The organism is Actibacterium atlanticum (assembly GCF_000671395.1).
GTDB lineage: Bacteria > Pseudomonadota > Alphaproteobacteria > Rhodobacterales > Rhodobacteraceae > Actibacterium_D > Actibacterium_D atlanticum.
This window is the reverse complement of record NZ_AQQY01000003.1, coordinates 157,423-169,980: the sequence shown is the minus strand read 5'-3', so window position 1 is coordinate 169,980 and position 12,558 is coordinate 157,423. Positions and strand designations below refer to the sequence as shown.

Annotated in this window: 13 protein-coding genes; 5 read left to right on the top strand and 8 right to left on the bottom strand. The window is 59.7% G+C overall.

Annotation, left to right across the window (positions count from 1 at the left end; translation table 11 throughout):
* Positions 1-8: 8 nt before the first annotated feature.
* Entirely contained in the window at positions 9-617 is a 609-nt protein-coding gene (pncA, locus tag ATO10_RS06625) for a bifunctional nicotinamidase/pyrazinamidase (RefSeq protein ID WP_035249626.1), read from the bottom strand.
* Positions 618-717: 100 nt separating this feature from the next.
* On the opposite strand from pncA, the gene trhO reads away from it, so the two are divergent.
* From trhO to ATO10_RS06605, 4 genes are all read left to right on the top strand, one after another.
* Positions 718-1,638 carry an oxygen-dependent tRNA uridine(34) hydroxylase TrhO gene (gene trhO, locus ATO10_RS06620; protein WP_035249624.1) on the top strand — a complete coding sequence of 307 codons (921 nt, stop codon included), beginning with the start codon at positions 718-720 and terminating at the stop codon, positions 1,636-1,638.
* Positions 1,639-1,711: 73 nt separating this feature from the next.
* Positions 1,712-4,141 (top strand): heavy metal translocating P-type ATPase, encoded by a 2,430-nt coding sequence (locus ATO10_RS06615; RefSeq protein WP_081806451.1) that lies wholly within the window; start codon positions 1,712-1,714, stop codon positions 4,139-4,141.
* Positions 4,138-4,545 carry a Cu(I)-responsive transcriptional regulator gene (gene cueR / locus ATO10_RS06610; protein WP_035249622.1) on the top strand — a complete coding sequence of 136 codons (408 nt, stop codon included), beginning with the start codon at positions 4,138-4,140 and terminating at the stop codon, positions 4,543-4,545. The genes ATO10_RS06615 and cueR overlap by 4 nt, the downstream gene beginning before the upstream one ends.
* A gap of 4 nt (positions 4,546-4,549) precedes the next feature.
* The gene (locus ATO10_RS06605) at positions 4,550-4,996 is read left to right on the top strand and encodes a c-type cytochrome (RefSeq protein ID WP_035249620.1); all 447 of its coding nucleotides are present in this window, start codon (positions 4,550-4,552) and stop codon (positions 4,994-4,996) included.
* 1 nt (position 4,997) lies between these two features.
* Here ATO10_RS06605 and ATO10_RS06600 read toward each other — a convergent pair whose 3' ends face one another.
* The 3 genes from ATO10_RS06600 to ATO10_RS06590 all read right to left on the bottom strand — a co-directional run bounded on the left by ATO10_RS06600 (position 4,998) and on the right by ATO10_RS06590 (position 8,522).
* Positions 4,998-5,333, bottom strand: coding sequence for a hypothetical protein (locus ATO10_RS06600; RefSeq protein WP_035249618.1), 336 nt, complete (start codon positions 5,331-5,333; stop codon positions 4,998-5,000).
* A gap of 93 nt (positions 5,334-5,426) precedes the next feature.
* Positions 5,427-7,844 (bottom strand): DNA topoisomerase (ATP-hydrolyzing) subunit B, encoded by a 2,418-nt coding sequence (gene gyrB, locus ATO10_RS06595; RefSeq protein WP_035249616.1) that lies wholly within the window; start codon positions 7,842-7,844, stop codon positions 5,427-5,429.
* Between the two features lie 84 nt (positions 7,845-7,928).
* On the bottom strand, positions 7,929-8,522 hold the full coding sequence (locus ATO10_RS06590; RefSeq protein ID WP_035249614.1) for an NAD(P)H-dependent oxidoreductase: 594 nt from the start codon (positions 8,520-8,522) through the stop codon (positions 7,929-7,931).
* Between the two features lie 114 nt (positions 8,523-8,636).
* Here ATO10_RS06590 and ATO10_RS06585 point away from each other — a divergent pair, with 114 nt between their 5' ends.
* Positions 8,637-9,212, top strand: coding sequence for a TetR/AcrR family transcriptional regulator (locus tag ATO10_RS06585; RefSeq protein WP_238323412.1), 576 nt, complete (start codon positions 8,637-8,639; stop codon positions 9,210-9,212).
* On the opposite strand, the gene ATO10_RS06580 is transcribed toward ATO10_RS06585, so the two are convergent.
* Genes ATO10_RS06580 through dnaN form a run of 4 tightly spaced genes read right to left on the bottom strand, consistent with a single transcriptional unit; the run spans position 9,205 to position 12,490 of the window.
* A complete protein-coding gene (locus ATO10_RS06580; RefSeq protein ID WP_035249609.1) occupies positions 9,205-9,825 on the bottom strand; it encodes a LysE family translocator in 621 nt (206 codons plus the stop codon). The two genes, ATO10_RS06585 and ATO10_RS06580, sit on opposite strands and share 8 nt — an antisense overlap.
* Complete coding sequence (locus tag ATO10_RS06575) at positions 9,822-10,244, bottom strand: VOC family protein (protein ID WP_035249607.1); 423 nt, start codon at positions 10,242-10,244, stop codon at positions 9,822-9,824. The genes ATO10_RS06580 and ATO10_RS06575 overlap by 4 nt, the downstream gene beginning before the upstream one ends.
* Positions 10,244-11,347, bottom strand: a complete 1,104-nt coding sequence (gene recF / locus ATO10_RS06570) for a DNA replication/repair protein RecF (RefSeq protein WP_035249605.1) — start codon at positions 11,345-11,347, stop codon at positions 10,244-10,246. Before recF ends, ATO10_RS06575 begins: the two co-directional genes overlap by 1 nt.
* A gap of 24 nt (positions 11,348-11,371) precedes the next feature.
* Positions 11,372-12,490 carry a DNA polymerase III subunit beta gene (gene dnaN, locus ATO10_RS06565; protein ID WP_035249603.1) on the bottom strand — a complete coding sequence of 373 codons (1,119 nt, stop codon included), beginning with the start codon at positions 12,488-12,490 and terminating at the stop codon, positions 11,372-11,374.
* Positions 12,491-12,558 lie beyond the last annotated feature (68 nt).

Here is a 12,558-nt window from a genome sequence, read left to right as displayed (position 1 = left end):
ATGAACGGTTACTTCTCAAGCACCACGTTGGCGTCCAGCATGGCCTCGCGGGCTTCCTCCAGCGAACCATCCAGATTGATGCCGCGGCAGGCATGTTCCAGAACCGTCACTTTATAGCCCAGCTTGGCAGCATCAAGGGCCGTGTATTGCACGCAGAAATCCGTGGCCAGACCGACAAGGGTGACGGCGGTGATGCCTTTGGCGTTCAGGTAGTCATCAAGGCCGGTTTCGGTTTCGTGGTCGTTTTCGAAAAAAGCCGAATAACTGTCGACTTCTGGGTGGAAGCCCTTGCGGACGATGTGATCGGCCTTGGAGGTGTCGAGATCAGGATGGAAGGCGGCGCCATGTGTGTCTTGCACGCAGTGGTCGGGCCACAGAACCTGCGCCCCATAGGGCATGTCGATGACCGAATAAGGATCGTTGCCATCGTGATTGCTGGCAAAGGAGGCGTGATCCGCCGGGTGCCAGTCCTGGGTAAAGACGCGCAGTTCGAACTGATCCAGCAGGGCGTTGATCTCGGCCACAATATCATCCCCGCCGGGCACCGCCAGCGCGCCACCCGGGCAGAAGTCATTCTGGACGTCGACAACGATTAGGGCTTCGGTGGCAGGGCGCATATTGGTCTCCTTTTCGATGGGATCAGCTAAGAAGGTGTTGCGTAGGGCGTCAATGGCGCGCCCTTGAATATTGCCCTGAGTCGGGCGTAAGAGGACAGCCATGTTTACCGTTGCAGCATTATATCACTTCACCCGCTTCCCTGACCCTGCGGCGCTGCGTCCCGCTTTGTTGGATGTTTGCGATAAAGCCGGCACGACCGGCTCTTTGTTGCTGGCGCAAGAGGGAATCAACGGCACGTTTGCTGGCTCACGCGCCGGGGTGGATGCCGTTTTGGCCCATATCCGCGCCCTGCCCGGCTGCGCCGATCTGGAGTGGAAGGAAAGCACCGCCACAGAGCAACCTTTCGGCAAAATGAAAGTGCGGCTGAAGAAAGAAATCGTCACCATGGGTCAGCCTGATGTCGACCCGAAAGCACGGGTTGGGCATTACGTGACGCCCGAGGATTGGAACGAGCTGATCCAACAGCCTGACGTCGCGGTGATCGACACGCGCAACGATTACGAGGTGCAGATTGGCACGTTTGAAGGTGCAATAGACCCGCATACGGCCAGTTTCCGAGAGTTTCCGGCCTGGTGGGAAGAAAACAAACACCGTTTCCACAACAAACGCGTGGCGATGTTCTGTACCGGTGGTATCCGCTGTGAAAAATCGACCAACTATCTGCTTGGGCAGGGTATCGAGGACGTCTTTCACCTTCAGGGTGGTATCCTGAAATACCTTGAAGAGACTCCACAGGACGAAAGCCTGTGGCATGGTGAATGTTTCGTCTTTGATGAACGCGTGTCCGTGGGGCATGGGCTGGTCGAAGGGCCGCACAGCCTGTGCCGGGCCTGTCGTCGCCCCCTGACACCCGCAGATTTGAAGAGCCCTGACTATGAAGAAGGTGTTTCGTGTCATCAGTGTGTTGATGAACATGATGAGGCCCGGAAAGAACGTTTCCGCGAGCGTCAGCGCCAAATTGCACTGGCCAAGAAACGGGGTGAGTACCACCTTGGCCGCTCAGAGGCATCGCACGACTAGATTGAAGTCTCTGCTTGACCTTCCTGTTGCTGGAACCTTTATCAAAGGGTAGTTTCAGGAAAGTCGGTGAGACATGACAGCCTCTTCTACAACAGCGCTGCACATTCAGGGCATGACCTGCGCGTCTTGCGCCGGGCGGGTCGAACGTGCTTTGGCCGCGGTGCCGGGCGTGGCTTTGGCCGCTGTAAACCTTGCGAACAACACAGCCTCTGTGACCCATGACACCACCGTAAAGCCAGTGTTTTTGGCTGAAACAGTGACGAAAACCGGATATCCGGTCGCTACGGCAGAACTGGTTCTTGAAGTCGAGGGCTTGAACTGTGCCGCCTGTGTCGGGCGGGCAGAAAAAGCATTAAACGCCGGGGCTGAGGTACTTGAAGCCAGTGTGAATCTGGCGACCAAGACCGCCCACGTGACCTATCTGGAAGGCGCGACCAGCGCATCCGAGATCGCGGCGTTGTCGACAATGGCCGGGTACCCGGCTCATGCAAAACAGGTCAGCGCACTCGACTCCGATGCGACCCAAGACGAAATCGCCCCAATTCGACGCAAGACTTTGCTGGCAGCGGCATTGGCCTTGCCTGTTTTTGTGATGGAAATGGGCGGTCATTTGATCCCCGCCATGCACGGCTGGGTTCATGGCACGCTTGGGATGCAAAACGCGATCTTTTTGCAGTTTGTGCTGACGACGCTGGTGTTGGTCGGCCCGGGGCGTGGGTTTTTCACCAAGGGCTACCCTGCGCTGTTGCGCGGTGCGCCGGATATGAATGCACTGGTCGCGCTTGGAACCTCGGCGGCCTATCTGTTTTCGGTTTTGGCAACCTTTGCCCCCGGCCTGCTGCCGCAAGGAACCGCGCAGGTTTACTATGAATCAGCGGCGGTGATCATTGTCCTGATCCTGTTGGGCCGGTGGCTTGAAGCACGGGCCAAGGGGCGCACGGGCCAGGCGATCCGAAAACTTCTGGATCTGCGCCCAAAAACCGCACGCGTAGAACGTAAGGGCGCGCTGAAAGATCTGCCCATCGGGCAGATCGCTGCCGGTGATGTGATCCATATTCGGCCGGGCGAGAAGATTCCGACCGATGGCGTGGTTATCAGCGGTGAAAGCTATGTCGACGAAAGCATGATCACCGGCGAACCCGCGCCTGTTGGCAAGGCCGAAGGTGCAGGATTGGTTGGCGGGACGGTCAATGGGAATGGCGCGTTGGTGATGCGGGCACAACAGGTTGGATCAGAGACTGTTCTGGCCCAAATTATCACTATGGTCGAACAGGCGCAGGGAGCAAAGCTGCCGATCCAAGGCGCCGCAGACCGGATTGTGATGTGGTTCGTTCCCGCCGTTTTGGGGGTCGCTGCGGTGACTGTTCTGGCTTGGCTGATCTTTGGCCCGCAACCTGCGCTTGGCTTTGCTTTGGTCGCCGGGGTGTCGGTTTTGATCATTGCCTGCCCCTGTGCGATGGGGCTGGCGACGCCGACCTCGATCATGGTGGGGACGGGCCGCGCGGCAGAGCTGGGCGTTTTGTTTCGCAAGGGCGATGCCTTGCAAGCCTTGCAAGGCGCCCGCGTCGTGGCCTTTGACAAAACCGGCACGTTAACCGAGGGCAAGCCTCGGCTGACCGATGTTGCCTTGGCGCCAGGCGCAGACCGCGCCACTGTTTTACGGCTTGCAGCAGGGGCCGAGGCCGGGTCAGAGCATCCCATCGCGCGGGCCATCACCAGCGCCGCACCCGGCGCTGCGGCCGAAACGTTTGAGGCCTTGCCAGGCAAAGGCATAATGGCGCGGGTAGAGGGGCGCGATATATTGATCGGCGCCCCCCGCTTGATGGATGAAAATGACGTAATTTATAGTGATTTAGAGACTGAATACCGCGCTTTAGCGGGGCAAGGTAAGACGCCGGTGATTGTGGCCGTGGATGGTGTTGCCAAGGCCGTTTTGGCAGTTTCTGACCCTATAAAGCCCAGCGCCGTGAAGGCCGTTCAACGCCTGCACCAGATGGGGCTTAAGGTTGCGATGATCACCGGGGATGCGCAGGGCACAGCGGATGCGATTGCCGCGCAGATTGGTATTGATCAAGTTACCGCAGGGGTGCTGCCTGCTGGCAAAATTGACGCGGTGAAGTCGTTGGGAAGGGACGTTGTTTTTGTAGGCGATGGCATCAATGACGCCCCTGCTTTGGCCGCCGCGGGCGTGGGCATTGCCATTGGCACGGGAACCGACGTGGCGATAGAAGCGGCGGATGTGGTTCTGATTTCGGGTGATCCGATGGGAGTTGTCACGGCGCTGCAAATCAGTCGGCAGGTTCTGCGCAACATCAAACAGAACCTGTTCTGGGCCTTTGGCTATAATACGCTGCTGATCCCGTTGGCTGCGGGGGTGTTTTACCCGCTGCTGGGCGTTCTTTTGTCACCCGTGTTCGCCGCCGGCGCGATGGCCATGTCCAGCGTCTTTGTCCTGACCAACGCGCTGCGCCTGCGGTGGATGTCTTTCGGAGAAGCGCAATGAATATCGGCTCTGTTTCGGCCAAATCGGGCCTGCCTGCGAAAACCATTCGCTATTACGAAGAGATCGGCCTGATCGCGCCTGATCGCACGCCCAACGGGTATCGGGATTTTTCTGATACCCATGTGCACAAACTGACGTTTTTGCATCGGGCGCGTTCGCTGGGGTTTACAATTGAGGATTGCCGTACCCTGCTGGCCCTGTGGGAGGACAAAGCCCGCGCCAGCGCCGAGGTCAAACACATCGCCCAGGATCATTTGGCTGAAATAGAGACGAAGATTGCCGATCTGATGGATATGCGGGATACGCTGGCGCATTTGGTGGACACCTGCGCCGGAGATCACCGGCCTGATTGCCCGATCCTGAAACAGCTCAGCGGTGAAACCCCGGATGAAAAGGAAGCCTGATCTGATGAAACGCGTTAAAGCAACCGTTTTGGCCACTCTGTGCCTTGGATGCATTGGCTCCGTGGCCCTTGCCCACAGCGGCGTGAAGAACCCAGCGGTTTTGGCCCGTATGGAGAACATGAAATCCATTGGCGCCGGGATGGAAGTTCTAAGCAACATGGTAAAGGGCAAGGTTGCCTTCGATGCAGCCAAGGCCCGCGCCGCAGCCGGTGATATTGCGCGGCATTCGACGCAGACAGTCGCCTTGTTTGAAGCCCCGGAAACCGACCCGAAAACAGAGGCAAAGCCGTTGATCTGGGAGCGGTTTGACGATTTCACCACCAAGGCAGGGGCGACCGAAACACTTGCAATTGCCCTGTCACAGAGCCTTGAAACCCCTGATGACCTGAACGCCGGGTTTATGCAGCTGGGGGCCTCGTGCAAGGCCTGCCACCGCGACTATAAGGACTAGATCATACTGCGATGGGCAGGGGGCGGGCCAGCAGCTCTTGCCCGACGACACGTTCCACGAAAGGCACCAGCCCTTCGGGGCCGGAGGCGCGATCTTTGATATGAATGCACAGATCGGGGCGCAGCGTAGCGATAATGCCGATCAGATCGCCACGGATTTTGTCATCCAACCCGCCTGAAATGATCACACAGTCGATGCGCGGTTCGGTTTCAAGCTGGCGGACGACCTCGGGGTGGTCATGAGCGCCCAACCATTCGATGGGCAGGTGCGAAAGCTCTTCGGCGACGTTGCCAATGACGTGGGGCAAACGACCGATCAAAAGCACAACGGGGTACATGGGGGATCCTTTCCTTTGCCGGTCCCGCACCCGGTGGCGGGACCTGCCGCAAAGGAAGTATAGCACATCGCGCCGGAGGACCGGCGCGGGCGCTTAGAAATCGAGGTTGGCGACGTCCAGAGCGTTGCTTTGGATAAACTCGCGCCGGGGTTCCACAACGTCGCCCATCAGCTTGGTGAAGATGTCATCGGCATCGGCCAGATCGTCGATTTTCACCTGCAACAGGGTGCGCGCTTCGGGGTCCAGCGTGGTCTCCCACAGCTGGTCTGGGTTCATCTCACCCAAGCCTTTATAGCGCTGCAGGGTCAGGCCCTTTTCGCCTTCGGCCAGGATCGCCATCAGCAGGTCGATGGGGCCGTGAATTTCAGTTTCACGGTCGCGACGCACCAGACCAGCGGGTTTGGCGTAATAGTCACGGGTTTCGGCACTGACCGACGACAGGCGGCGCGCTTCGCCCGAGCGCAGAACGGCACCGTCCAGCGTGCGGATTTCTTCGACCCCGCGCAGGATCCGCGACAGGCGAATGCCGTGATCCTGGGTGATGCGACCGTTCCAGCCCTGTTCGTATTCGACCGCGACCTGATCCAGACGCCCGGCCACAGCCGTCGCCACCGCTTGCAAATCAGCGTCCGCCTTGCCCGGATCAAAGGCCCCCGCAAGCGCGGCCTGTTCCAGAATGTTGCGCGGATAGTGCGTGGGGAAGGCATCCAGCACGGCCTTGAAGGCGCGGGCGGCTTCGACCACGCGGCTCAGGTCATTGCCGGCGATTTCCTCGCCCGAAGACAGGCGCAAAACAGCGCCCTCGATCCCTTGCGCCACCAAATAGTCATCCAGCGCGGGTTGGTCTTTCAGATAGACCTCGGACTTGCCGCGCGCGACTTTGAACAGCGGTGGCTGCGCGATGTACAGATACCCGCCTTCGATCAGTTCCGGCATCTGACGGAAGAAGAAGGTCAGCAGCAGGGTCCGGATGTGGGCGCCGTCGACGTCGGCGTCCGTCATGATGACGATCTTGTGGTAGCGCAGCTTGGAGATGTCGAATTCATCGCGGCCAATGCCGGTGCCCATCGCCATCACAAGGTTGCCGATCTCTTGCGAACCCAGCATCCGGTCAAAGCGCGCACGTTCGACGTTTAGGATTTTACCGCGCAGGGGCAGGATCGCCTGCGTGCGACGATCACGGCCCGTTTGGGCGGAACCACCGGCCGAGTCACCCTCGACGAGGAACAGTTCGGTTTTGGATGCGTCCTTTTCCGAGCAATCCTTGAGCTTACCGGCAAGGAAGTTCACATCGGTCGCAGTTTTACGGCGGGTCAGTTCACGCGCCTTGCGGGCGGCTTCGCGGGCCAGCGCGGCCTCGACAATCTTGCCGACAATCTGCTTGGCTTGGGCAGGGTTTTCTTCAAACCACTCGCCCAGCTTTTCGTTGACCAGCCCCTCGACCGCCGGACGGACCTCAGAACTGACCAGCTTATCCTTGGTCTGGCTGGAGAATTTCGGGTCGGGCACTTTGACCGACAGAACACAGGTCAGACCTTCGCGCGCGTCATCGCCGGTGAAGTTCACCTTTTCCTTTTTCGCGATCCCGCTGTCCTGAGCATAGCGGGTGATCGTGCGGGTCAACGCACCACGCAGACCGGCCAGATGGGTGCCGCCATCACGCTGCGGGATGTTGTTGGTAAAGGGCAGGACGTTTTCATGGTAGCTGTCGTTCCACCACATCGCGACTTCGACGCCGATGCCGTCTTTCTCGCCGGTCATGAAGACAGGCTCTTCCATCACCGCGGTTTTGTGACGGTCCAGGAAGCGCACGAATTCACGCACGCCGCCCTCGTAATACATCTCGGCCCGCAGGGGTTCGGCGGGGCGTTCATCTTCGAGGATGATCCGCACGCCTGAGTTCAGAAAGGCCAGCTCGCGCAGGCGGTGTTCCAGCGTCTTGAACACGTATTCAAGGTTGCTGAACGTGTCGGTCGAGGCCAAAAAGCGCACCTCGGTGCCCTTTTCGCCATTCGCATCGCCAACGACGCGCAGATGTTCTGCGGTTTCGCCATGGGCAAACTTGGCATAGTGTTCCTTGCCGTCGCGCCAGACGCGCAGCTCCAGCCAATCGGAGAGGGCGTTTACAACGGACACGCCCACGCCGTGCAGACCGCCGGACACCTTGTACGAGTTGCTGTCGAATTTACCACCGGCGTGCAGCTGGGTCATGATGACCTCGGCCGCGGAAACGCCTTCTTCCTCGTGCATGCCAACCGGAATCCCGCGCCCGTTATCGCGCACAGAAACCGAGTTATCGGCATGGATTTTAACGCTAACGAAGTCGGCGTGACCGGCCAAAGCCTCGTCGATGCCATTATCGACGACCTCATAGACCATATGGTGCAGGCCCGAGCCATCATCCGTGTCGCCGATATACATACCGGGGCGTTTGCGGACGGCTTCCAAACCTTTGAGAACCTTGATAGAATCGGCGCCGTATTCTTCCGGCGTCTGCGCGTTGTCGGACATGCTGCCCTTCCTTCGTATTTTTGTCATTTTATACGAAGTTTTGCGGGGGATGTCACGCGCATCCCCCATATTTTGCGGTTTGCGTTAAGCCGCTTTAGCGCCCAACGCGCGGGCCTGATCCAGCCAGTTTTCGACCTTGGCCGCATCGGGGTGCGAAGCCGGGGCAAATTGGCTGTAGCGCGTTGGTTTGATCCCGACGAAACCCAAAATCTGACGGCCCAAAAGTTTCTTCAACGCATTGCCGTAGGCCAAACGAAGGAAAAACGCGGGCGTGTCGGATGTCAGCAGGACGCGCGCGGTTTTGCCGGTCAGCAGGGGCTTGGGAATGCCAAACATATTGGTGTGGCGCGTGTCGAAGGTGCGCCCCGGCAAAAAGGCGCGGTCAAACAGTCCTTTCAGCTTGGCTGGCACCCCGCCCCACCACATCGGCGTGCCCAGAACGACGTGCTCGGCCCACTCCAGATCTGCCAAGAAGGCCTCGAGATCGGGTTCCAGCGTTTTCGGGTTTTCATAACCGCCTTCGCCGTAATCCATATCAAAGGACATCTGGCCAAGGTCGTGCAGGCGCACGTCGTGGCCAGCCTTTTGCGCGGCCTCGGCATAGCTGGCCGTTAGGGATTTCGACAAAGAGCTTTGGCCCGGATGGCCGTTCAGCACGAGGATGCGTTTGGGGGTCATGGCGATTCTCCTAATAAATGACCACGGTCAATTTACGCTTATAATGACCGTGGTCAATTATTATTTTTGACCTTAGTCACTTTTTGTGATTTCAAGGGCGCTATGAACAAACCCGTGCAGCAAAGAACCCTAAAAACCCGCGCCAATCTGGTAGAGGCCGCGCGCGCCATTGTCCTGGACGTCGGCTATGAGGGCTTGCGCACAGAAGAGGTCGTGAAACGCGCCAGCGTGGCCAAGGGCACGTTTTTTGCCCATTTCGCCGACAAGGATGCGTTGCTTGAGCTGTTGATCGGTGAGGCCCTGCTTGAGTGCCTTGATCAGATGGCAGAGCGGCCCGCACCGGTCACGGTGCCCGAAGTTGTCGAGCACCTGATGCCGCTGATCGGTTTGATGACACAAAGCCGCTTTGTCTTTGATGTGATCGTGCGCCATTCGGGGGCGGCGGTGGTCGAGTCTCTTGGACCCATCGCGCAAAGCTTTGATCTGCAGTATGCGGTATTCGCCAAGTGGTTCGACCCCGAAGGCGACCATCCGTTCCGCCGAGACGTCCCGCCCGAGTTGCTGGCCGAAGGCATACAGGCCTTTGCCATTCAGGCCATGGCGCTGATGTTCTGCGCGATCAACAGCGTGACCTCGGTCGAGGATCGGCTGACAGTCTATCTGAACGCGTGGTTGTTGCCGTCTAAATAAACGGGATCAAAAGACCGACCCCGATCAACAAGACCCCCGCCGTCAGGTTCATCCGGCGGATTGCACCCGGCGAGGTCATCAGGGCGCGTACTTGGCCAAGGAACAGTGCCAAGATCAGGTTGCCGATCAGCGGCACCAGCGCCGATAAGGCGCCGATCACAACGATGTCTTGCCAGACCAGCGCCGACAGATCAAAGAACCCCGGCAGCATGCCCATATAAAATAGGATCGCTTTGGGGTTGCCCAATATCACCGCCAAACCGGCCAGAAACCCGGCCCACATGCCGGGGCGGGTCAGGCGGCTGTCCGAGGCGATGGTTTTATCGGCGTGGCGGATGATCATCACCCCCATGAACAGGAAAAACCCCGCCGCGACCCAGCGCAGCAGTTCTAGAAACCCGCCATAGACCGACAAGATCCAGCTGATGCCAAGGATCGCCAGCACGGACCAAAGCACATCGCCGATCACCACGCCCAGCGCCAGTGGCCAAGCAGCATGAAACCCGCCCGACAAGCCGCGCGCGATCAGCGCCACCCAGACCGGGCCGGGGGTGAGAAACAAGATCAGGAGCGCGCCGGAATACAGCGCCAGTTCGCCAATGCTCAGGGTCATACGCCGTCTTTCAATTTGCCGTTTTCGTCCAGCTCCCAAAATGGGTTCCAGGCGTATTCCCAGACGTGGCCTTCGGGATCGGCCCAACTGCCGGTGTAGCCGCCCCAGAAGATGTCGTCGGGGCGTTTTAAGGCGGTGCCACCGGCGGTGATTGCCGCGTCATAGGCGGTGTCGACCTCGGCCTTACTGGCGAAGTTCACGGCCAGTGTCTGTGCGCCGGTGCCCAGGTCATCGACAGATTTGTTCAGATCATGGGCCAGTTTTTCGGCGGTATAGAGCCCAAATTTTAGCCCGCTGAGGTTATAGAACACCACGTCGTCGGATTGGAATTCTGACTCCCATCCCAGCGACTTATAAAACGCGGCCTGCGCCTGCAGGTCGCGGGCGGCGAGGGTGATCAGGGTAATGCGGTTTGCCATTAGGGCGCGTCCTTGGGGGTAATGCGGCTGGTGCCGGTATCCTCGGTAATCTCGAAATACTGCGCGCGGGTGGACAGGTCAGAAAACAATTCCGGCCCGGTGCCAGTCATGAAAGCTTGGGCGCCCAACGCGCAGATTTCATCATAAAGCGCGGCGCGGCGGGTGGCGTCAAGATGGGCGGCGACCTCGTCCAGCAACAAGATCGGCGGCGCGCCAAAATCCGCCGCCAGTGCCCGCGCATTGGACAGGATCAGCGAGATCAGCAAAGCCTTTTGTTCGCCGGTGGAACATTGCGCCGCTGCGACACCCTTGGCGGTAAAAACGGCGCCCAGATCAGCGCGATGCGGGCCGATCAATGTGCGCCCGGCGGCCATGTCGCGCGGCCGGTTCTGGGCAAAGGCCTGCGCCAGATCGTCTTCGGCTTCGGGCATTTCGACCAGCAGATTCAGATCGGCGGCGGGAAAGGCGGTTTCAGCCCCGGATTGGGCCTGCGCGATCCGGGCGATGGCATCCACCCGGTTGGCGTGAATGCGCGCGCCCGACTGCGCCATCTGCGTTTCCAAAGCGTGATACCAATGGGCGTCCTGCACCTGATCTTTCAGCAGCCGGTTGCGTTCGCGCATGGCCTTTTCATAGGCCAGCGTGGCTTCGCCGTGGCCCGGCTCAAAGCTAAGCACCATGCGGTCCAGAAAGCGCCTCCGCCCATCGGCGCCTTCAATCCACAGCCGATCCATCGAGGGCACGAGCCAGAGCATCCGCGCGATCCGCCCCAAGGCGGCCTGCGGCGCGGCTTTGTCATCGATCCGAACCTGGCGCGACGTGCCCGGCTCGGCCCAGGTTTCGACTTCGTGCACCTGATGCAAAGAATGCAGTTCAGCGCGCAGTTTCCAGCCCAATGCTTCAGGGCGGCGGATCAGATCTTCGCCCGCCGCGCGGCGCAACCCGCGCCCCGGCGATAACATGGATACGGCTTCAAGGATGTTGGTCTTGCCCGCCCCGTTGGGGCCGAACAAGGCCACCGGACGGCCATCAAGCCCGATTCCCGCCCGCTGATGCGAACGGAAATGCGAGGCCGTCAGATGTGATAAAAACAGGCCAGTCATCCCAGCCCTTCCGTGTTTGCGCGCTTAGACGCGCATCGGCATGACGACGTAAACCGCGCTGGTGTCATTGCCTTCACGCATCAGGGTCGGATCCCCGGCCGAGTTGAACAGGAAGACGGCGTTTTCACGATCCACCTGACTGGCGATTTCCAGCAGGTATTTCGCGTTGAAACCGATCTCCAGACGTTCGTCGCCATAGGCCACGGCCAGTTCTTCCTCGGCGGCGCCAGCATCGGGCGCGTTCACCGACAAAACCAGACGGTCTTCGTCCAGCGACAGTTTCACGGCGCGCGAACGTTCCGAGCTGACAGTGGCCACACGGTCAACGGCCTTGGCAAAGTCGGACGCGTCGACCTCTAGCTGGCGGGTGTTGCCGGTGGGGATCACGCGGGTGTAATCGGGGAAGGTGCCGTCGATGACTTTCGAGGTCAGGGTGATCTCGGGCGTGGCAAAGCGCACTTTGGTTTCGCTGACGGACACGGCGATTTCGACATCGTCGTCGTCCAGCAGCTTGCGCAGCTCGCCTACGGTTTTGCGCGGCACGATCACGCCAGGCAGAGTTTCGGCGCCTTCGGGCAGGTCGGCATCAATCCGGGCCAGACGGTGGCCATCGGTTGCAACGCAACGCAGCTTTTTGCCGCCATCGCCATCGGCCACGTGCATATAGACGCCGTTCAGGTAGTACCGGGTTTCCTCGGTCGAAATGGCGAATTTGGATTTGTCGAACAAACGGCGCAGCACGGGGGCCTTGGCCGAAAAGTTCGAGCTGTATTCCGACGTCGCCATGACGGGGAAATCTTCTTTGGGCAGGGTGGCCAGACTGAAGTTGGAGCGGCCCGCGTCCACCGTCAGACGGTGATGCGGGGCTTCGTCGGTCAGGGTGACCAAAGCACCGTCGGGCAGTTTGCGCACGATTTCATGCAGGGTCACGGCCGAAACGGTGGTGGCCCCGGCGCGTTCGACCTGCGCCACAGCTTTATCGACCACTTCGATATCCAGATCCGTCGCGCGGAAGCTGACGGCAGCGCCCTCGGCTTCGATCAGCACATTCGCAAGGATCGGGATAGTATTGCGGCGTTCGACAACCGATTGCGCCTGGGCAACGGCCCGCAACAGCGCGCTGCGTTCTATGCTGAATTTCATTCCCTCGCTCCTCATGATGCCGGGAGGGAAAACCTAGCGGTTTCCCTCTGCGGCTCAAGCATTTTTTA

Coding starts and splice junctions, on each gene's coding strand:
- ATO10_RS06590 (WP_035249614.1), bottom strand. CDS start 8,522: ATGACCCCCAAACGCATCCTCGTGCTGAACGGCCATCCGGGCCAAAGC.
- ATO10_RS06600 (WP_035249618.1), bottom strand. CDS start 5,333: ATGTACCCCGTTGTGCTTTTGATCGGTCGTTTGCCCCACGTCATTGGC.
- ATO10_RS06580 (WP_035249609.1), bottom strand. CDS start 9,825: ATGACCCTGAGCATTGGCGAACTGGCGCTGTATTCCGGCGCGCTCCTG.
- trhO (WP_035249624.1), top strand. CDS start 718: ATGTTTACCGTTGCAGCATTATATCACTTCACCCGCTTCCCTGACCCT.
- dnaN (WP_035249603.1), bottom strand. CDS start 12,490: ATGAAATTCAGCATAGAACGCAGCGCGCTGTTGCGGGCCGTTGCCCAG.
- cueR (WP_035249622.1), top strand. CDS start 4,138: ATGAATATCGGCTCTGTTTCGGCCAAATCGGGCCTGCCTGCGAAAACC.
- gyrB (WP_035249616.1), bottom strand. CDS start 7,844: ATGTCCGACAACGCGCAGACGCCGGAAGAATACGGCGCCGATTCTATC.
- ATO10_RS06575 (WP_035249607.1), bottom strand. CDS start 10,244: ATGGCAAACCGCATTACCCTGATCACCCTCGCCGCCCGCGACCTGCAG.
- ATO10_RS06615 (WP_081806451.1), top strand. CDS start 1,712: ATGACAGCCTCTTCTACAACAGCGCTGCACATTCAGGGCATGACCTGC.
- ATO10_RS06605 (WP_035249620.1), top strand. CDS start 4,550: ATGAAACGCGTTAAAGCAACCGTTTTGGCCACTCTGTGCCTTGGATGC.
- pncA (WP_035249626.1), bottom strand. CDS start 617: ATGCGCCCTGCCACCGAAGCCCTAATCGTTGTCGACGTCCAGAATGAC.
- recF (WP_035249605.1), bottom strand. CDS start 11,347: ATGACTGGCCTGTTTTTATCACATCTGACGGCCTCGCATTTCCGTTCG.